This is a genomic window from Paenibacillus sp. FSL R5-192 (genome assembly GCF_000517845.1).
Lineage (GTDB): Bacteria > Bacillota > Bacilli > Paenibacillales > Paenibacillaceae > Paenibacillus > Paenibacillus amylolyticus.
The window spans coordinates 243,635-264,302 of the sequence record NZ_ASPR01000012.1; the positions used below are offsets into that span (position 1 = coordinate 243,635).

The 20,668-nt window shown below is 47.1% G+C and carries 17 protein-coding genes and 2 tRNA genes; 11 read left to right on the forward strand and 8 right to left on the reverse strand.

The window, feature by feature from the left end:
* Positions 1–12: 12 nt before the first annotated feature.
* The 4 genes from C161_RS07025 to C161_RS07040 form a co-directional block, all read right to left on the reverse strand.
* Entirely contained in the window at positions 13–2,220 is a 2,208-nt protein-coding gene (locus C161_RS07025; protein WP_036669033.1) for a serine hydrolase, read from the reverse strand.
* A gap of 50 nt (positions 2,221–2,270) precedes the next feature.
* Positions 2,271–3,041, reverse strand: a complete 771-nt coding sequence (locus C161_RS07030; protein WP_036669035.1) for a DUF3169 family protein — start codon at positions 3,039–3,041, stop codon at positions 2,271–2,273.
* Between the two features lies 1 nt (position 3,042).
* Positions 3,043–3,252, reverse strand: coding sequence for a helix-turn-helix transcriptional regulator (locus tag C161_RS07035; protein WP_036669037.1), 210 nt, complete (start codon positions 3,250–3,252; stop codon positions 3,043–3,045).
* A gap of 171 nt (positions 3,253–3,423) precedes the next feature.
* Entirely contained in the window at positions 3,424–4,704 is a 1,281-nt protein-coding gene (locus tag C161_RS07040) for an MDR family MFS transporter (protein WP_235193753.1), read from the reverse strand.
* Positions 4,705–4,797: 93 nt separating this feature from the next.
* Between C161_RS07040 and C161_RS07045 the strand changes: the two genes are divergently transcribed.
* Positions 4,798–6,681, forward strand: coding sequence for an ABC transporter substrate-binding protein (locus tag C161_RS07045; protein ID WP_036669042.1), 1,884 nt, complete (start codon positions 4,798–4,800; stop codon positions 6,679–6,681).
* A 243-nt stretch (positions 6,682–6,924) separates the two neighbouring features.
* Here the strand turns inward: C161_RS07045 and C161_RS07050 are convergent, their stop codons facing one another.
* On the reverse strand, positions 6,925–8,415 hold the full coding sequence (locus C161_RS07050; RefSeq protein ID WP_036669044.1) for a serine hydrolase: 1,491 nt from the start codon (positions 8,413–8,415) through the stop codon (positions 6,925–6,927).
* 248 nt (positions 8,416–8,663) lie between these two features.
* On the opposite strand from C161_RS07050, the gene C161_RS07055 reads away from it, so the two are divergent.
* The 6 genes from C161_RS07055 to C161_RS07080 all read left to right on the forward strand — a co-directional run bounded on the left by C161_RS07055 (position 8,664) and on the right by C161_RS07080 (position 17,266).
* Positions 8,664–9,863, forward strand: a complete 1,200-nt coding sequence (locus C161_RS07055) for an outer membrane lipoprotein-sorting protein (protein ID WP_036669046.1) — start codon at positions 8,664–8,666, stop codon at positions 9,861–9,863.
* Between the two features lie 394 nt (positions 9,864–10,257).
* Positions 10,258–11,445 carry an alanine racemase gene (gene alr, locus C161_RS07060; protein ID WP_036669048.1) on the forward strand — a complete coding sequence of 396 codons (1,188 nt, stop codon included), beginning with the start codon at positions 10,258–10,260 and terminating at the stop codon, positions 11,443–11,445.
* Between the two features lie 260 nt (positions 11,446–11,705).
* The gene (locus tag C161_RS07065) at positions 11,706–11,987 is read left to right on the forward strand and encodes a CopG family ribbon-helix-helix protein (RefSeq protein ID WP_017690037.1); all 282 of its coding nucleotides are present in this window, start codon (positions 11,706–11,708) and stop codon (positions 11,985–11,987) included.
* 3 nt (positions 11,988–11,990) lie between these two features.
* Positions 11,991–12,341 (forward strand): type II toxin-antitoxin system PemK/MazF family toxin, encoded by a 351-nt coding sequence (locus tag C161_RS07070; protein ID WP_024630714.1) that lies wholly within the window; start codon positions 11,991–11,993, stop codon positions 12,339–12,341.
* A gap of 235 nt (positions 12,342–12,576) precedes the next feature.
* Positions 12,577–14,766, forward strand: coding sequence for an alpha-galactosidase (locus tag C161_RS07075; RefSeq protein WP_036669049.1), 2,190 nt, complete (start codon positions 12,577–12,579; stop codon positions 14,764–14,766).
* A gap of 277 nt (positions 14,767–15,043) precedes the next feature.
* Positions 15,044–17,266, forward strand: coding sequence for a Tex family protein (locus C161_RS07080; RefSeq protein WP_036669051.1), 2,223 nt, complete (start codon positions 15,044–15,046; stop codon positions 17,264–17,266).
* Positions 17,267–17,446: 180 nt separating this feature from the next.
* Here the strand turns inward: C161_RS07080 and cmpA are convergent, their stop codons facing one another.
* Entirely contained in the window at positions 17,447–17,590 is a 144-nt protein-coding gene (gene cmpA / locus C161_RS32290; RefSeq protein ID WP_156946085.1) for a cortex morphogenetic protein CmpA, read from the reverse strand.
* A gap of 182 nt (positions 17,591–17,772) precedes the next feature.
* The gene (locus C161_RS07085; protein WP_036669053.1) at positions 17,773–18,129 is read right to left on the reverse strand and encodes a hypothetical protein; all 357 of its coding nucleotides are present in this window, start codon (positions 18,127–18,129) and stop codon (positions 17,773–17,775) included.
* Between the two features lie 119 nt (positions 18,130–18,248).
* Between C161_RS07085 and C161_RS07090 the strand changes: the two genes are divergently transcribed.
* The 3 genes from C161_RS07090 to C161_RS07100 all read left to right on the forward strand — a co-directional run bounded on the left by C161_RS07090 (position 18,249) and on the right by C161_RS07100 (position 18,974).
* A complete protein-coding gene (locus C161_RS07090; RefSeq protein WP_036669054.1) occupies positions 18,249–18,710 on the forward strand; it encodes a SprT family protein in 462 nt (153 codons plus the stop codon).
* A gap of 93 nt (positions 18,711–18,803) precedes the next feature.
* Positions 18,804–18,879, forward strand: a tRNA-Asn gene (locus C161_RS07095).
* A gap of 6 nt (positions 18,880–18,885) precedes the next feature.
* Positions 18,886–18,974, forward strand: a tRNA-Ser gene (locus C161_RS07100).
* Between the two features lie 222 nt (positions 18,975–19,196).
* Here C161_RS07100 and C161_RS07105 read toward each other — a convergent pair.
* Positions 19,197–19,895: an ArsR/SmtB family transcription factor gene (locus tag C161_RS07105; RefSeq protein WP_036669055.1), complete on the reverse strand. Its 699-nt coding sequence runs from the start codon at positions 19,893–19,895 to the stop codon at positions 19,197–19,199.
* A gap of 107 nt (positions 19,896–20,002) precedes the next feature.
* On the opposite strand from C161_RS07105, the gene C161_RS07110 reads away from it, so the two are divergent.
* Positions 20,003–20,662: a flavin reductase family protein gene (locus C161_RS07110; protein ID WP_051449620.1), complete on the forward strand. Its 660-nt coding sequence runs from the start codon at positions 20,003–20,005 to the stop codon at positions 20,660–20,662.
* Positions 20,663–20,668 lie beyond the last annotated feature (6 nt).

Here is a 20,668-nt window from a genome sequence, read left to right on the forward strand (position 1 = left end):
GATATTTTATTTTTATTGTGCTGATGTTGCAGAAGGGACCGTTACTGGTACAGGAACCGGCGCAGTTTCAGATGTCTCATCTGCAGGCTCAGCTCCTTCGGCAGGTTCTGCTTGTGGTTGTTGAGCTGCCATCAGTTCAGCGACGATTTGATCTGTTGGTTGGGTAAGCAGCGCATACATGATCGCAGCCTCTTCCTGACGAATCAGAGGTTTGCGGGAAAGGAAATCAACAGAACCATCCTCCATTACCTTCACCTCGGGTCCATGGATACCAAGCTTCGCCATCATCTGAATGGCTGGTACAGCCCATGCATCTGTGTGCCCCGCAAGTTTCACATCATTGAACAGTTCGCTAGGATATTGTAGTTGCATAATTCTCCACATCATGACCATTGCTTCCTGTCGGATAATCACTTGATCCGGCTTAAATTGCTGTTCGTCCGTGCCAGTAATCATACCCAACTCATATCCGAGTTGAATATATCCGGCTGCTGCATGATCTGCCCAGTCGGTGCCAGCAGGAGGCGTAGTTTTGCTGGGCTTCAATCCACTCAGTTTAAGGGTGTTCTCAATAAATTCAGCTCGTGTCACACCTGTTTTTGGTTGGAAAGACTTGTTGCCATCATTCTCATAATATCCAAGAGATTGTATGGCATAGATGGCTTCGGCATAAGGACTGTTCTCACGAACATCCCGGAAGCCCATAGGCTTTTGACCTTTTTTCTCATAACCCATAGGGTTGAGGTAAGGTTCTTTCATGTATGTGGTTCCATCTGCATATTCTTTGAATGCTGTGAATTGACCAGTCAATTCATCTTTGAAGAGATTATCTTCCACCTGAATCAGGTTGCGTTGACCCAGGAATACATCGTTAATGCTCAGTTGTCCTGGCTTATCCCCGCCACCTTTCAAGGAACTTACAATCGTGCTAAGTCGAAGATCTGCGTACAATCCGGTGAAGCGTTGCAGCTCAGCTGCGGATTGCGGCGTGTATTCCTTGAACTGTACAGGCTCTGCATATTCCGGGAAGAAGCTCTGGATGAATGCAGGGTAGAACAGGTTACGAAGTGCTCCATTTTGATTATACGTCAGGAAAACGCCTGTATTTTGCTCGGGAATAAGGAAGAGATAAGAGCTGAATCCGGTCAGGTCGCCTCCTTTTGTAATAACTTTTGGACTACTTCCTGCTCCGGGAAGCTGAAATGCAGCTTCGAATCCATACGTCGTGTTTGGTAACAGTGGATGAATGGAAGAACGGTACTGTTCCATACTTTTTACCGTGGATTCCTTGAAAATTCGCTTGTTGTCCTTCACGCCATCATTCAGGAACGCAATCATGAACTTCCCGATGTCCTCAGCGGTAGACAACATGCCACCTTGAGGCATTGGTGTTGGAGAGATGGTGTAAAGATCAAGCGGATTGTGTGCCGCATCATAGCCCGTGGCCAGCTGCTTTTGGAACTTTTTGTCCAGCATGAAACTGCTATTATCCATTCCTAGCGGTTTGAAGATATGTTGTTGCATGTAGGATTCAAAGGGCTCGCCGCTTACATTCTCAACAATCATGCCAAGCAGCAAAAACGAGAAATTATCGTACATATAGGCGCTACCAGGCTCGCGAACGACAGGAGGCATGTGTTGCTTAACGTAATCCTCCATCGCTATGTACTTGTCGAAATCAGTATGGATGTCTTCCTGCTGCGGATCACGAATCTCGAATCCGGTCGTGTGTGTGAGCAGGTTCTCCACAGTTACAGGTTTGTCAAAAGGATTATCGAATTCGAGCCCTTTCACATAGGTCTGAAAATCAGCTTGCAGATCAACCTTGCCTTGCTCCACTAGCTGCATTACAGCAGCTGACGTGAATGTTTTGGATACAGAGGCTACACGGAAGGCCGTATTTTTCGGATCAATCGCTGTTTTACTCTCCACATCGGAGAAGCCATATCCTTTTTCCGCCAGAACTTTGCCATCCTTCACAACAACAACGGAGGCTCCCACATAATGGGGTTTTGCCTCAGGTGAATCGAAGAATGAATCCAGAAAAGCTGTAGCCGATTCAGTTGTCAGCGCTTTCGTCTTTCCTTGTTCAGCAGCTACTGGAGTCGCGGTCTCCGCCTGGACTGCGGGTACCCACAGACTGAGAGACAGAACCGCAGCCATAAAAGCTCCTGTTAGGGAGGTGAACCTGAAACGGGTCTTTCGTTTGGATAAATGCATGCAAACACTCCTTTATGAAAATATTTACAAAATAGTTACCTACTCATGTATTACTGATTACTCGCACGATAGGTTTCACGATAATAGATTCCAATGTTGGCAATCCAGATCACAGAGAGCATCACAATTGGGAATGGAGCAAAGGTAAAGAGCATCGAATATAGAACCATAGAGACCATTCCAACACCAAGAAGTACATTCATCATCTGAAAAGAACGATAGGCTGCGCGATAGACAATCCATTTCTCGCCTTCATCCAGCTTCTCAAAATGATCCTTCTTCATGTTGCGCGAGTTCAGATCCAGAGTGCGCTCAGGATAATAACGGTTGTATCGCTTCACAGTCAGAGTTTGCACGACCACAACGATGATAATAGAGATACACGAAGCAACAAAATTCAAGAGGTTGAACAGTTCTGGAGAATTCGGCATGGTTCGGTTGGATGCATACAAGGACAAGGCAAGTGCTGCCCAGGTAAACGTAAGAATAACGCTGAATCCGCTGAGGATCATCGCTTTTCCGAGGGAGCGCTCTGCGGGTGAGATGAGTGAATCGGAATCTCCATAAGCATCATCTTCCATGGGAGGGAGAGATGGCGTGCGGGAGAGACTGAAGATGTTCCACACCGTCATAACTACCACAAGAGCCGCCAGGATTGCGAATAAAAGATCATAGTCATAATACACGGACAGCGTCCAGTTCAAGTCAGAAGGGAGTTTACTCACTCCGCTAGCGCCGAGAAAACCAACTACAGCGCCACCGGCTGCATACAAGGGAAGACGCAACCGCTTTTTAATGGACGAGGATGATGAATTTTTCATTTTAATCTCCACCTTTCAGTTCAAATATTTTTTCGACAGGTTCACGAAATACATGTGCTATTTTTAGTGCCAGAACGACCGACGGAGAGTAATCTCCACGCTCAATCAGGGCAATGGTTTGACGGGATGCACCAATGAGTTTGGCCAGTTCTGCTTGGGATATCCGGTCTCTGGCTCGTAACTCCCGAACGTGATTGTGTAATTCTTCCACTTGCTCACCTCCATGAACCCAATGTACATGATATTTGACTAAATGTAAACTATAATATACAAAATGTTAAAGATCATTTACTTCTAAATGTTGATCATGGACATGAAAAAGAGAGCCAGTTGGGCTCCCTTGGATGATTTTTTTGTCGGAAAAATTGCCTGAAAAGTGAAATCAAGATGCATCTGCACACGGCAGATGTTGATTTTGTTCCTCTGCCTTCCGAAGTAACATTCGGAAAAAGATGAGCGCTCCAAGCCCCATCAGGATATACAGACCAGCCATCGCATAGGAGGGCAGAAAGGCTCCAATGGTTAACCCGAGACTGCCGAGAAGGGCAGCAGCGTTGTAACTCAACCCGTCAGCAGCCATATAGGCAGCACGGTCCGAATCTGGAATCATGCCTGCGAGCATGACCTGACGAACAGGGGCGTACATCAATTCTCCAATCGTTAGCAATATAGCGGATGAGATGAGTAACCAGGCCCAGTTGCTGAAAGCAAGTACGGTGAAACCTGCGGTATAGAGGAGCATACCAACAGTCATAATAGATCGGGACTGGAAGCGACCTATCCATCTGGTGAATGGAATGGCAACCAAGGCAACCATTACGGTGTTGATGACCATGATCAGGCTGAACATATGCAGACCTGAGATATCTGAGCCGAACAGTTGGGCGGTGAATTCATTTTTTAGACGAACAGCGATGTATTTATCCAACTGAAATTCCAGGGAGACTGCAAGTACAGTGGCCGTGAAAAATATCATGAAACGTTTGTCCTGAAAGACCGCCCCGTACGTTTTCAATATGTTCTTCTGGATGGGAGCCTCACCATAATCTAATGCGCGTTTATCCATTGTTTCACGAATCATAAAGATCAAAATAAACAGGGTAGCTAGGCTTTCAAGGCATACCAGACTGAACAATAGGAAACGAAATGATTCGAAAAATAGCCCGCCCATCAGTGCACCAAAAGTTACAGCAACGTTTGTTGTCCAATATTGCAATCCATATACATAATGACGTTCATGTTCACTGCTCACGTCGACAATCATGGCATTAGCAATCGGCACGGTGATCCCTGAACTGAGACTGCTGAGCAGAAACATGAGACAAGTGACAATGATCGAATCCATCCACGGCGAATTGGCGATGGCCAAGCAAAATAGAGCCACTACCTGCAGAATTTGTGCAATCACCATCAATTTCTTCCGTCCAATCCGGTCAGACCAATATCCTGCCCACAATCCCACAATCATGGAAGCCACAATATTGACCGTCAGCAATAACCCCGCCAAACCTGCGCCAATCTGAATACTCAGATAGATCGCCATGAATGGAATGATGGACTTCTGGGTCAGATCGGTGAAAAAATCAGTAATGATACGTATTCTGATGTTCGGGTGCAAATCGGCGTATTTCATAAGTCGTTTTTCTTCCTTCCCACTGGTCATGTTGATGTTACTGAGTATAATGGAGGAAAACCTGAAGAAAAACTGTAGAAGCATCCGGATGGATTTCGTATTTTAGCAGAAGGTAGGGCATATATGGACGTATCAGAACATTACATTCAACTGCGATTAAACTTTCCACATGTGCATGATGAACAAGAAGTATATACAACAGTAGGTGAACTTGCCGATCTATTATGTTGTACCATGCGCAATATGAACCTCATTATGAACAAATTCAAGGAGAATGGATGGGTCAGGTGGAACCCGCAGCGCGGAAGAGGCAAAAAATCGATGCTGGTATTTTGTGTCCCGTTGCTTGAAGTGGCGCGTGAACGATTTGACCATCTCCTGGATGGGAACAGGATGGAGGACGCCTATGAACTGGCCGCCATCTTACCAATTACGATGAGAGAACATCTGATGCAGCAAATGCAGCATCAATTTGGTCTGCGTTCGAATGGAGGGGACAGAGGACGAGTGGATACATTGCGGATTCCACGGAATATCCCTTTTAAGACATTGGATCCCACGCAGACGGCCATGTGGGGAGAAGTTTTTATTGTTGCGGAGGTTTTTGATCGTTTGGTTCGTTATAATGCTGAACACCAGGTCTGTGAACCGAGTCTGGCTATAGCATGGGAGAGTCATGAGGACGGAAGGGAATGGACCTTTTATCTGCACAAAGGCATACCTTTTCATCATGGAAGGATACTGGATGCAGAGGACGTGAAGTTTACCTTTGATCGCATTATCTCTGACAAGAGTAACCCGTGCAGGCCTCTGTTTGGATCTATTGGGCGCATAGAGACGTTGGACGAATTGACTGTACGTTTTGTGTTAAACAAGCCTAACTTCATGTTCCCGGATCTGATGAGTAGTATGTCTGCATCGATCTTGCCGAGAGATGTGGAGATGAATCCGCTCCATCCGATTGGAACAGGACCTTATCGGTTGACGCGTCATGATTCCAAGCTGCTTGTGTTGGAAGTATTCCCTTCCTACTTCCGAGGCCGAGCCTATATTGACCGCGTTGAAATATGGCAACTTCCCCATTCTGGGAGGGTGGAGTCCGTCATCAAGCATAATATATTTCCGGATGCGGAGCCTCGTGCCGTGCAACATGAGATGCAGGGTGGCATGTATATGACGTTTAATATGCAAAAGGAAGGGCCGCAGCATGATTTGAATTTTCGCCGGGCTGTTCAACAGCTATTGAATGCGCAGGAGTTGTCGCAAGCGCTCGGAAGCACGAACACGCAGGCTGCTTATAGTCTGATTCGAGGACGAGTACAGCAACCTTTAAAGGTGGGTTCAGATCAAGGGGAGCCAGGGAAACAGCAATCGGAACAACCGGATGGTTCGGTCACACCTGTACCTGACCTTTCCGTGGAGACCTCACTGGCGCGGGCCTCAGCATTATTGCGTCATAGCTCTTATCAAGGGCAGAGTTTAAGTCTGTGGGTGGAAGAAGGAGAGAAGATGGAGACGGATATGGTCTGGTTTGCAGAGAGATGTAAACAGATTGGCCTACATATCAACATTATGCCGGGAGATCCGGTCTACGCAGTCTATCAAGATGGGTTTGGGGATTGTGATCTGATCTATACAGGAGAAATCTTCAATGATCATGTCGTGCTGAGTCTCGTGACGATGTACACCTTCCAGAACACGTTATTCCTGATTGCGATGAATGATTACTGGAGACATGAACTGGAACAGGAATGTGGAAGAGTGGTCATGATCCAGGAACCTGCGGAGCGGTTGAATAGATTGATTCGGCTAGAAGATCGACTGATTCAGGAGGCATTGCTTCTGCCCACATACAGCTTCAAGGAAGAACACACCCATCATGATTCGCTGAGAGATTATCGTCTTGCGGGGTATGGTCTGCCTGATCTGCGCAGATTGTGGGTGAAAAGAAGCCCTGGGGCCGCTGAAGAGAATACGAGTTATCCGGTGTATATTCCGTTGTGGTAGGATTAGCTGCCACAACGGAAATGAATCAGGCGTTTTCTATATAAATTGAACTAAACATTTATACAAAATGGAGAGGACAGAAATAACCTGAGGAAGCAGAGCGTTCGCCTTTATCCCCGGATTTTCACTTTATGAAAAGAAATCAAAAAAATCTGGGGATAACAGCGATCAGAAGGTTGTTCTGTCATCGGAGTGACCAGTGTAAATATATTCATTAGTTCAATTTATATAGGTTCAGATCATTTACGAAACCCTGATGAATTCAATAGGCTTTGTACCCGGTTCAAGCAACAAAGGAATGGAGATGGATTGAGCAACTTCTGAAGATTCATTGAGGGTAAACGTATACGTGATCTTCAGACCGAATAACACAAATTCGACGGAAAACGTATCTTTCCCGGTGTATTCCATGGGCATTTCAATGGCGTTAAAGGTTGCTTGCAACCCGTCCGTGGTCTCTTGAATCGACATCTCGCCATAACCAGGATGCGTGTAAATACCCGCATAAGCGGTGTAAGGGCGATCACAAGGTATGATGTGAGGTTCTTCAATATTTTCCTCAACGGCAGTGTCTGCTTGAATAGGCACTTCCAGAGGATTCTCCGGATTAGCCTCTGTTTCTGTTGATTCTTTCCCCATTAATTTTCTCAATTTGGAACTCCAATTGACGGGCTCTAATCCAAGCAGTTGGTCCATGATATGAAAAGCAACCGTATAGGGAATTATACTTCCGTTGGTATTGCTCAGAACCACGATTCCAATCTGCTCTTCTGGCAAAAAGGCAACTTGTGATGCAAAGCCATCAATAGCCCCACCATGATGAATCATGGCATGTCCACGATAAGGCTCAATCATCCAACCCAGACCATATGTACTCATAGGCAGTTCTTGGCTTATGAATGGCGAATCACTAGGCATCTGAGGACTATGCATAATCTTCATCTGTTCTTTAGATATCAATGACGTTCCTTCCCATTGACCTTGATGTAGCTGGAATTGAAGCCATGCAATCATATCGGCTAGATTGCTGTTAATGGAACCAGCAGGTCCTATGGCATCAATGGCTCGAAAAGGTATTCTCGTATTCTGACCATCCTTATCCATATAAGGGTAAGCATAGTCAGGCTGAAGTTGCATTTTTTCAACAGAGAACAGACTTGAGTTCATACCCAGCGGATTAAATAGGGTCTTCTGAACCATCTGCTCCCACGAAGTTTCATTGAGCTGTCCAACCAGATAACCTGCCGTCATGTACATCAGGTTCTGATACTGCCATTTGTTTCGGAAATCCTGATTTGGCTCCAGATACTGTAATGTTCGAACAAGTTCTTCTCTTGTAAGTGGGGAGTTGTACCATACCAACTCATGCCTTGGAAGACCGGAACGATGACACAGCATGTCGCGAATAGTTATACGTTCTGTTGCGACCGGATCAAACATCTGGAAGTCTTTCATATACGACTTCACAGGGGTATCCCAGTCCAGTATCCCCTGATCCACAAGCAGAGCAGCAGTTGCTGCGGTAAAGGCTTTGGTACTTGAACCGATGGCAAACAACGTATTAGGGGTAACTTCAAGTTTGGACTCCAGGTCACGATAACCGTAGCCTTTTTGCCAGACGACTTCATCCTTATGGACCACCGCCACCGCTGTGCCGACACCATTCCATAATTGAAGCTGCTCGTCGATGAATTCATCCAGTCCTTCCAGTGATGTGCGAAGCTTTGTCGTCATACCTTTTCCTCCTAATATTCAATAAAACGAATAATCTCCTACAATTCACTATGCCTTTTCTGGATAAATTTAACATCCTCCCTGAGACTGATTTTGCGTAGCAATGCCGTATTAACGGACTTCACCGATTGCTTGTCAAACTAGTCCGCATATATCGAACAAGTCCCTCATAACATGTACTAATCAAGTAGGGGTTCTGCTGCAAGCACAATCCTGAAGTGAAAACATGTGCTAAAGGGGATGATGTCATGCGCCGAATATCATGGATGCTTGCCATGGTATTGGTCTTATCGGTCTTGCTTGCCGCCTGCGGGAAGAAGGATGCGGCAGCTGTGGTCAAAGATCTGAACGAAGTCGTAGGAGAGATGGAAAGTTACCAAGGGGCAGGCGTGATGACGCTGCATACCGGAGATACGCCGCAGCAGTACAAGGTCGAGGTATGGCATCAGAAGCCTTCCTATTATCGTATTGCGTTAACGAATGCAAAAAAGGATGTAACACAGATTGTACTGCGTAACGATGAAGGCGTGTTTGTTTTGACGCCGAGCCAGAACAAAAGCTTCCGTTTTCAGAGCAATTGGCCAGATAATCAAGGACAGGTATATCTCTATGAAACATTGATTCGGAGCATTACGGGGGATACAACCCGTCAGTTTGCGGATGAGAAGGAGAGCTATGTATTTGATGTAGCTGCCAATTATAATACACATGCACTCGTCAGACAGAAGATCTGGCTGAACAAAAGTGATTACGCACCGAAACAGGTTGAGGTATCCGACTCCAATGCCAATGTGGTCGTGGATGTGAAGTTTGATTCCTTCAAATTTGGTGCTGCATTTGAGAAAGACGCCTTTGACATGCAACGTAACATGACAGCCAATACAGAAGAAGGCGGCAAAACGGGAACAGACTCTGGTGTGGCTCCTGCGGAGCAAACAGGTAATGAGGGCGGTAAAGAACCTGCCAATCCTCAGACAGCGCCTGAACCTGATGGAGCCGTTACTGATGGACAGTCGGGTATAGGTGGTGACACAGAGCAGCAAGGTACAGAGGGTGCTGCAACAGGTCAGGAAGGCGAAGAGCCGACACTTGCAGAACCGGAAGGGGCAGACAGCTTCGGCGTGATTCAGCCGACCTATGCGCCGGAAGGCGTGCAGCTCAAGGACGATCAGATTCTGGAAGAAGCGGGAGACTATTCGGTTATGCTTCGTTATGAAGGAACATATAATTACACGATATTCGAAGCCAGACCACAGGATCGAGCTGTATCACTTGCTCCATCCAGTGTAGTGGATCTTGGATTCACGCTGGGGATGATCAGCGGGGATGCATTGAAGACTCTGACATGGATGACAGATGGCATAGAATATCGGATCACCAGTGCCGACCTGCCTCAGAACGAAATGGCACGCATTGCAACATCGATGCAGGAAGAGTCAGGCAAATGATTTTTGAACAAATGAACGAATAGTAGCATAAACATAAGGAATGCTAAGAAGCATCGGAGACCTGTTCTCCGGTGCTTTGCTTTGATGTAAGAAAGGTATTTATTTAGCGCTGTTTTTCTTACCCGATACACTCAATAAAGCAAAATGCGCTTCTACGCAGAGGGAACCGGGTAAATAATCGATATAAGCAGATTTTGCTTGGGTGAAAAGTGGGATTTTGCCCTGCTAATCTCGCTTATCGGTCTTCTTCTGTGTTCGCATTTGTTCTTCAAAAGGCGCACCTTACATCTGTTTTTGGATGCGAAACTTCGGTTCATTTGACAGTCACATGCTGGAGCATTACGATGGAGTCTGACGTGAGCCGGATTAAGATGATTAGAGAAGGTGACTTAACGTGCAAGGACAATATCGGCCGACCCAAGCGGAGATCAATTTGGATCATTTGTGTACTAACGTAGAAGCTTTCCGCGAGGCATTGCCTCAGGGCATGAAATTCCTCGCCTGTGTGAAGGCCAATGCCTATGGACACGGAGCGGTGGAGACGGCTAGGGAACTGGAACGAGTGGGTGTGGATTACTTAAGTGTGGCTTTTCTTGACGAAGCTCTGGAACTGCGACAACATGGGATTACGATTCCAATCTTGGTACTGGGATATACGCCGCCTGAAGGGATCGCTGTTGCATGGCAACATGATGTGACCGTCACACTGTTCAGCAGGGAAGTGCTTGACGCCATTCGACATCTGGATGCGAGCACATTCGCTAACCAACTGAAGGTTCATATTAAAATCGACAGCGGCATGGGCCGATTAGGTCTGTTGCCTGGCGATGAGGCATTGGCTTTCATTCAGGAAGTAGCTTCGCTCAATCAGGTGATGCTGGAAGGTATGTTTACCCATTTTGCCAGAGCAGATGAAGAAGACAAAACCTATACACTGGAGCAGTATAGACGGTTCCAAAGCGTAGTTCATGCGCTCAGGGATCAGGGATGTTCCATCCCGATTATACATACGGCGAACAGCGCCGCTGCCATTGATACACCGGAATTGTCCTATGACATGGTACGTGTGGGAATAAGCCTGTACGGACTGTATCCTTCGGCTGAGGTGAATCATCAGGTGGTGAAGCTGTCCCCGGTATTGACGCTGAAGACAAAAGCGGTTCTGGTCAAAACACTGCCACCCCATTGGGGGATCAGTTACGGAACCCGTTATTTTACGCAAGGTTACGAACGAATAGCGACCCTGCCGATCGGATATGCAGACGGATTCTCCAGAATGCTGACAGGTAAAGCAGAAGTGCTTGTACGCGGACGCCGCGTCCCTGTCGTCGGTACAATCTGCATGGATCAGTGTATGGTGTCGTTACAAACTTTCGCGGAAGAGGCGGAAGAAATTCAAGTCGGCGAAGAGGTTGTCCTCATCGGTCATCAGTCTGGTGGCGTAATAACCGCAGACGAGGTGGCATCTCAGCTCGGTACGATTGCTTATGAAGTGATCTGCATGATGGCGCACCGCATTCCGCGGGTATATACCCGCGGGGGAGCAGTAGTCGCCAGAATCAATCCACTTTTGACATCCTGACAGGTAAACTGGACGTCATTCCCAATAAACTTTTTTTCAGAACAGAAGGAAAACTGTCGGAGCATCTCGAATTATGTATGACGGTAAGGATTTAATTCCTGAATTGAGATGTTTGGTCTGTACGAATATTGTTCCCCGTGTTTATAATGGAGTACAGCATACTTGATATACTCGGGGCATATATATTCCTTTGTATAAAAGTTCTGGAAAAACGTAATACTGGTTCACAATGGCGAAAGGTTTGTGGGGGTGGAAGAAAGGTGGCCAACTTGCAGAACACCAAGCGGATCATGATCAGTTTACCTGATTATCTTTTGCAGGAAGTGGATGGCATCGTAGCGCTGGAGAATTCCAACCGCAGCGAATTGATTAGGCAGGCTATGAAGCTGTATTTAACGGAGCGTAAGAAACGTTACATCCGTGAAACGATGCAGCGAGGGTACATGGAGATGGCAAAAATTAATCTGACCATGGCATCCGAAGCCTTTCATGCGGAGGAAGATGCGGACAGCACTCTGGACCGCTTAGTTAGCGGGGTGTAGACATTGATCGTAAAACGTGGTGACGTTTTTTTTGCGGATCTTTCTCCCGTTGTCGGTTCCGAGCAAGGTGGAGTCAGGCCGGTTCTGGTGATCCAGAATGATATCGGCAACCGGTTCAGTCCAACTTGTATTGTGGCGGCTATCACCGCCCAAATCCAGAAGGCAAAGCTGCCAACGCATGTTGAAATTGATGCGGCGGCACACGGCTTTGACCGGGACTCGGTTATTTTGCTCGAACAAATACGGACGATTGATAAACAGAGGCTGACTGACAAGATTACCCATCTGGACGAGGAGACCATGAAATTGGTCAACGAAGCCTTACAGATCAGCCTTGGTTTAATCGATTTTTAAGGCAACAACCAGCGTCTTGTACGCTGCACTGCCGTCCGTTGGCAATGGATGTTCCCGTAAGGGAACACACTGAATTCAGACTGTAACCAAAAGAGCGTATGACAACCTTCGGGCTGTTATGCGCTCTTTTGATTAAAGCTTGATGAAAGCGTAGAACATTGGCGATCTTTTCGCTATAATGAATCCTGAGAAACCGTTTACCCGAAAGACCTATATATAGAGGTGGAGGAGACATATGAGCATTTACATCAATCAGGAGAAACTTCAATTTCATTTACAGACCCTCGAGGCCAGTTACGTATTTCAGGTACTGCCTTCAGGATATTTGGTGCATTTGTATTATGGCAAAAAATTACGCGACACCGATCTGAGCTGGTTGCATGTTCGTAAAGAACGAGCATCTTTCAGTCCGAACCCGGTACCAGAGGACCGTACAATTTCATTTGATACATTGGCAGTGGAACTACCCGTGTATGGCACAAGTGATTTCCGTAATCCGGCTATCCAATTGGAACTTGAGAATGGCTCGACGGTTTCGGAGTTTACGTATACAGGCCATCGATTGGTCAAGGGAAAGACAGCGCTTACTGGTTTGCCAGCAACGTATGTTGAATCCGATGAAGAAGCAGAGATGCTGGTTATTGAGTTGGAAGACCGCGTTGCAGGCATCAAAATCGAGCTTTCTTATACAGCCTTTACGGCATTTAATGCAATTACACGCTCGATGCGTATCGTTAATGAGAGCGCTACCTCAGTGAATGTGGTGCGTGCGCTCAGTTCTTCTGTTGATTTCCCGCATGCGGATTATGAATTGTTGCAGTTGTCAGGTGCATGGACACGGGAACGTGATATTGTTCGCAGACCGCTTGCGTCAGGCCTGCAAGGGATTGAGAGCCGTCGCGGTTCAAGCAGTCACCAGCAGAATCCTTTTATTGCACTGATGACACCAGGCACGGATGAAGACCAAGGTGAAGCTTATGGATTCAGTCTCGTCTATAGTGGCAGTTTCACTGCACAGGCTGAAGTGGATCAGTTCCACACCACCCGTGTGTCACTCGGAATCAATCCGTTCGAGTTCAGCTGGAAGCTGGAGCCGCAAGAAACGTTCCAGACACCTGAGACGGTTATGGTTTACTCGGCTGCAGGTTTGGACGGCATGTCACAGTCCTACCACGAATTGTATCGGGAGCGTCTTGCGCGTGGTAAGTTCCGTAATGCGGAACGTCCGGTTCTGGTCAATAACTGGGAAGCAACCTACTTTGGATTCAATGCAGACAAGATTGAGCAGATCGCTCGCGCCGGACAGAAGCTGGGTATTGAGCTGTTTGTCTTGGATGATGGCTGGTTTGGACATCGGGACAGTGACAACTCCTCGCTGGGCGACTGGATTGTAGATAAGAACAAATTGCCACAGGGATTGGATGATCTGGCTAACCGCGTAACAGGTCTGGATATGCAGTTCGGATTGTGGTTTGAGCCTGAGATGATCTCACCAGACAGTGAGCTGTACCGAGCGCATCCGGACTGGTGTCTGCATGTGCCTGATCGTCGCCGCACAGAAGGACGTCAGCAACTGGTACTCGACTTCTCTCGTCAGGATGTACGTGATGAGATTGTGCGCATGTTAACAGACGTACTTGGTTCTGCACCAATCACTTATGTGAAATGGGACATGAACCGCAATATGACGGAAGTGGGTTCTGCATTGCTTCCGGCAGATAGACAGCGTGAGACAGCGCATCGTTACATGCTCGGACTGTATGATGTTATGGAACGAATCACTTCGGCGTTCCCTAACATTCTGTTCGAGAGTTGTTCAGGTGGTGGTGGCCGCTTCGATCCAGGTATGCTGTATTACATGCCACAGACGTGGACAAGTGATAACACGGATGCCATATCCCGCCTGCGGATTCAATACGGTACGAGTCTTGTGTACCCGGTAAGTTCGATGGGATCGCATATCTCAGCGGTACCGAATCATCAGGTCAACCGGATAACTTCTCTTGAGATTCGGGGACATGTTGCGATGTCGGGCAACTTCGGGTACGAGCTGGACCTGACAAAATTCACGGAGGAAGAGAACGACATCGTGAAAGCCCAGGTTGAGCTGTACAAGGAGATTCGTGGAACGGTTCAATATGGAACATTCCGTCGTTTGCTCAGTCCGTTTGAAGGCAATGAGACGGCGTGGATGTTTATTGCACCGGACGGAAGCGAAGCTGTTGTATTCTACTTCCGTGTGCTCTCTGAGCCCAATGCGCCACTTCAGCGCCTGAAGCTGAAAGGATTGGACCCTAATGCGGATTATCGTCTGAAAGGCGGATCGGAGACCTTTACCGGCGATGCCCTCATGTATGGCGGTATTTCGGTAGGCAGCACATCAGGAGACTATCTGAGCGAGATGTTTCGGTTCGAGCGCGTCTAGATTGCTATTTTATTTAAAGCTTTAAAAAAAAGGAAGGATCGGGGAGCGTCGTGATGACGTTTTTCGGTCTTTTTTTGACGTAATGGGGAAGGCTGGAGGATGACATCATTTTGTCAGAACTTGTATGCTTGCGGATTGATGGAAATCTGGACGTGATTCTGTGATAATATAGGGTAGAGTGGAAGAAACAAATGGTTCAACTATACTGTAATTACAGCAGCAAAGCTGCCCTGAAATGATTGTAACGAACGATTCAGGAAGGAAAGAGGGATTTATTTTGTCTGAACAGGAAACGGTTCTGGAACCCAATGAAGAAACAATAAAGGCAGAACGCCATGAACGAATCATCAAACAGGTAGCCAAGGAACTGTCACTGTCCTTGAAGCAGGTCCGCACAACGTCGGAGCTTCTGGACGAAGGCAATACGATTCCATTTATCGCCCGCTACCGTAAAGAAATGACTGGAGAGCTGGATGAGAACCAGCTGCGATCGATTGAAGAACGCATTGTTTATCTGCGCAATCTTGAGGATCGCAAATTGGAAGTCATCCGTATTATAGAGGAACAGGGCAAACTGACCGGAGAACTGAAGCAATCCATTACGCAAGCTGTGAAGCTGCAGGAAGTGGAAGACTTGTATCGACCTTACCGTCAGAAGCGGAAAACGCGTGCCAGTGTGGCCAAGGAAAAAGGTCTTGAGCCCCTTGCTGTATGGATCTGGGGTCAACCGAAACAAGGAGATGTACTCCAGGAAGCTACGAAATATATCAATGCTGAACTGGGTGTAGAAGATGCGGAGTCGGCGCTTCAGGGAGCCAAAGACATTCTCGCGGAGAATATCGCAGACGATGCTGCCATTCGTGCCTGGATTCGTCGGTACACCTTGGATCACGGGATGCTGACTTCAGAAGCGAAGGATGCTCAAGAGGAGTCCGTGTACGAGAATTATTATGATTACCGCGAATTAGCCAAAAAAATGCCTCCACACCGTATTCTCGCAATTAATCGCGGTGAACGTGAGAGTATTCTGAAAGTCGGCTTGGACGTACAGGCAGAACCGGCCCATCGCCATATGGAAGGGCAGATCATTCGTGGTGCTTCTGCCGTGCAGGATATCCTGCGTGATGTGATTGAAGATGCATACAAGCGGCTGATTGCGCCTTCCATCGAGCGCGAAGTTCGGGGAGAGCTCACGGAAAAAGGTGAAAATCAGGCCATATCGGTATTCTCGGCCAATCTGCGTAATCTGTTGCTTCAACCGCCGATTCATGGCAAACGTGTACTGGGTGTCGATCCGGCCTATCGTACCGGTTGTAAACTGGCTGTAGTAGATGATACGGGCAAACTGCTGGAAGTGGCTGTGACCTACCCAACGCCACCACACAACAAGAAACGTGAAGCTGCCGAAGTATTCCATCGCATGATCAAGCAATATGATATCGGACTGATCGTCATTGGTAATGGTACCGGATCACGTGAGACAGAGCAATTTGTTGCCGAGATCATTCAGGAGAACGGTGATGAAAGTCTTGTGTATCTGATTGTTAACGAAGCAGGCGCGAGTGTATATTCTGCATCCAAGCTGGCCCAGGAAGAATTCCCTGATCTGGATGTTGCGGAGCGCAGTGCAGCTTCCATTGCTCGCCGGGTACAAGACCCGCTGGCGGAGTTGGTTAAGATTGATCCAAAAGCCATTGGCGTGGGTCAATATCAGCATGACGTATCCCAGAAGATTCTCGAAGAAAGCCTGAAGGCTGTCGTGGAATCCGCAGTTAACCATGTGGGTGTGGATGTGAATACAGCATCACCTTCGTTGCTGTCATATGTTGCCGGAGTTAACGCTACGATTGCCAAAAACATCGTGAAGTACCGTGAAGAAAATGGCCGGTTTACGAACCGCCGTCAGCTGCAGAAGGTGCCACGTCTGGGTGCCAAAACCTATGAGCAGTGCGTAGGATTTATGCGTATTGGTGAGGGAGAGAACCCGCTGGACCGTACACCTATTCACCCTGAGTCTTACAAGGTAGTGGATCAGCTGTTCAAGGAGCTTCAGGTTGCACTGGACAAGCTGGGCAGCAAGGAACTGTCGGTATTACTGTCAGAGCAACAGCCAGAACAATTGGCTGTGAAACTGGACGTAGGTGTGCCTACATTGCGTGACATTCTGGACAGCTTGCAGCGTCCGGGGCGTGACCCGCGTGAAGAAATGCCGTTGCCAATCTTCCGTACAGATGTATTGAAAATTGAGGATCTGGTGGAAGGCATGGAGCTGCAAGGTACGGTTCGGAACGTTATTGATTTTGGTGCCTTTGTTGATATTGGGATCAAGAGTGATGGGCTTGTCCATATTTCACAGCTCAGCAACGGGTATGTTAAACATCCGATGGACGTTGTGTCTGTCGGGGATAATGTAACGGTCTGGGTTATGAGTGTGGATACCAAAAAAGGCCGTGTCGGCCTTACGATGAAGAAGCCTGCTTCTGCGCAACAGTCTTCTTAAATAGTAGGATTGGAGAACAGCCTTCCCTAACCAGGAAGGCTGTTTGTTGTCGACAGTAATAGTCCCGTTATCCGTTCTAATTCCTCTAGTAAGTACGGTGGGCAATATGTGCATTTTCTTAAAGTGCGTGTTCAAAGGGCCATCCTTCGTAATCCAATGCAGACTTTTATGAACAACCTCTTAAAGTTCGTTCTCCGCGCTGCGTGGTATGCCATTTGCTGGTTTGTTACGATAAAAGAACCAGCATTCGTTCAGCAACTTGATTTGCCGGCTGTCCTTTTTGTGAAATGCACGCATCAGTTGATTGCAAAGCCATTGAGGCAAGGGTATCTCCTCCTCTTGCATAATTCATCTGTACGTTAGCATATGTGGCAATAGCCTGGACTGTGCGGGATAAGTGGAGGCCTCCGGCAAATCAATCTTGTTCACTCAAAAAAAAGCACAAATCCCAATTCAGGGAAATGTGCTTTTCGTTCTCATCATTATAAAATGATAACTGTGGTGAATTAGAGAGCTTCCATCTCTTCTTCATACCATTGTTCCAATTGGGCCTGAAGAGCTCGGATTTCGGTAAGCAGAGAAATCAATGGATAATGGCTTTCACGTAATACTGCAAAAGATTCTTCAAGCGCATTGATATAATCAAGGCCACCGATGATAGTAAGATTTTCGTTTAGGAGATCGAGGCTGTCACATTCGGCGATCGCCCAAGGCAGGACAGGGACGTCTGCTGCAGTGAGTTTATCAATTTCCTTGTGCAGGCGCAGGTTGAGCGCACTGAGTTGATAGGCGTAATCTGCCGGCATTTCCACGAACTGCAATTGTTGTTCCTGCTGCAGGATGACATAGCGCATTGTAGGCATAACGAGTAATAATCTCCCCTCATACATTCTACTTGACAGTGTAGCCTACGAAACGGTTAAAATTCAAGTATTATGCCGGAAAAACAAATGCTCCGAGGGGGTGCAAGGAGAGGACACCGATGGAAAATGAGGAATTGCAACAATGGATTGAACAGGTATCACTGGATCATTTCGGAGTGCCGTTCACCCATGAAGCGTTGTTTAACAGTCGCCTGACCACGACGGGTGGGCGTTATATGCTCAAAAGTCACCGGATTGAGATCAATCCGCATCAACTCGAAGCCTACGGGCGAGATGAGGTTGAGAAAATCATCAAGCATGAGCTGTGTCACTATCATCTGCATATTCGTGGGCGCGGCTATCAGCATCGTGATCCGGAATTCAAGGCTTTGTTGCAGAAGGTAGGCGGCTCGCGTTACTGCCAATCGCTTCCTGACGGCAAAGGCAGAAAGCCGTTGCCATATCGTTATAAGCTGGTGTGCAAGAGCTGTGGTACGGAATATTTGCGCAAACGGAAAATAGATCCGAAGCGTTACCGTTGTGGTCGTTGTGCGGGAAAACTGGGGCTTCAGAATATCTGATGTGCGTTTCGTTCAATGTATTAAAGAAAGTGATGGAAGGGATGTTGACTTGGATTATTAATCATGGTAGATTAATCTTATTCAAGTTAATTTTCCCTGATAGCTCAGTTGGTAGAGCACTCGACTGTTAATCGAGTTGTCACAGGTTCGAGCCCTGTTCGGGGAGCCATTTCTTGGAGAGATACCCAAGTGGCTATAAGGGGACCCTCTGCTAAGGGGTTAGACTGCGTAAGCGGTGCGAGGGTTCGAATCCCTCTCTCTCCGTTCTGAATTAAACTTCTCTGCAAAGGGATGAGAACCCTAAAGGTTCGTCGGAGCATAAGCTTCGTTAGCAATACTTCGCAGTCTCGAACGAAGTGAGAGTACTCCTCTTTCTCCGTTCTGATTGCACAAAAAATCCTCTTCACATTAGACCGGTTAACGGTCAGTGTGAAGGGGATTTTTTGCGTTTACTGATCTTTGCTTATCCCTCGTATACGCTTCAGCCTAAAGTGAAATGCTCAACATCTCGTATAAACCTTTCTTGCCTGCTTCCGTTACTTCGACAGAGCGACTTCCTGTTTTTTGACGAATCCAGTCCAGTTCCGACAATCGATGTCTGAGTTGTTCCCCAAGCATACCTGATAGATGATGACGGCGTTCGCTCCAATCCAGACATTTGCGAGCGATGGCACGGCGTGATCCCGGCTTCATCTGAAGTTCAATTCCGAACGTAGTGAACCACTGTATTCCTTCCTCTGTAACTTGATAATCCTTGCTGTGTGCCTCTTCGGGCTCTGAAAGATACCCGTTCTGTACTAAGGCTTCACAGAGCGAGATTCCCAGTTTCCCGGCCAGATGACCATAACAGGTCCGTGCATGACTAAGTTGTTGAAGCTGATCGGATTGTTTGAGAGAGCGGATCTGTACAGGCGGAGCAATACTGGCCATCGTTTCAATCAGATTAGCAATTTCTTTGTTTGCAAGACGGTAGTATCGGTGGCGCCCTTGTTGTTCAACTTCGAGTAATCCTCCCTCTACGAGTTTAGCTAGATGGCTGCTTGCCGTCTGGGGAGTGACACTTGCCATATGAGCAAGCTCTCCTGCGGGCAACGCACGGCCATCCAGTAAGGATGACAGAAAAATAGCGCGGCTTGGATCAGCGATTAACGACGCAATAACAGTAATATTCGGATATACATTCATACTTCGATCATACCTGAACTATTACTGTATTACAATCGAGTTGTATCGTCCCATATGGGTCAGATTGAGCTTATAAAGCATTGGAATGGGAACAGGAGAGGTACAGGATGAAAAAGATAACGAAACAGGACTTTGCTACAGAGCAGTTGTCCGCGAGTCCAGAAGTGATTCAACATGAGACGATTAATCCCAGTATTTTATATTATGGTACGCCTGTAGTGCTGCTAAGCACATTAAATGAGGATGGATCAACCAACCTGTCACCATTATCCTCGTCTTGGGCACTGGGGGATTGTCTGGTTCTCGGTCTAGGGACACACGGCAAAGCCTATGAAAATCTGAGTCGACACCCGGAGTGTGTAATTAATCTGCCGGATGCGACCATGTGGAAACAGGTTGAGGCATTGGGTCGTTATACGGGAGTCACCCCGGTTCCTGAGGAGAAAAGGAAGATGGGCTATGAATATTGTCATGATAAATTCACTGTAGCTGGACTGACATCTGAATGCTCGGTTCAGGTAGCACCAGATAAAATAGTTGAATGTCCGCTCCAGATTGAAGCGGCTGTACAACACATACGTATTCCCGAACATACACCGTTCATGGCGATTGTGGAAGTGAAAGCGTTGAAGGTGCACGCGCACACAAGACTAATATCTGGACCGAACAAGATTAATCCAGAGGAATGGCATCCGCTGATATATAATTTCAGACATTATTATGGATTGGGAGAGAGACAAGGGGAAAATTTCCGGGCAGAGAATTGACCTGAG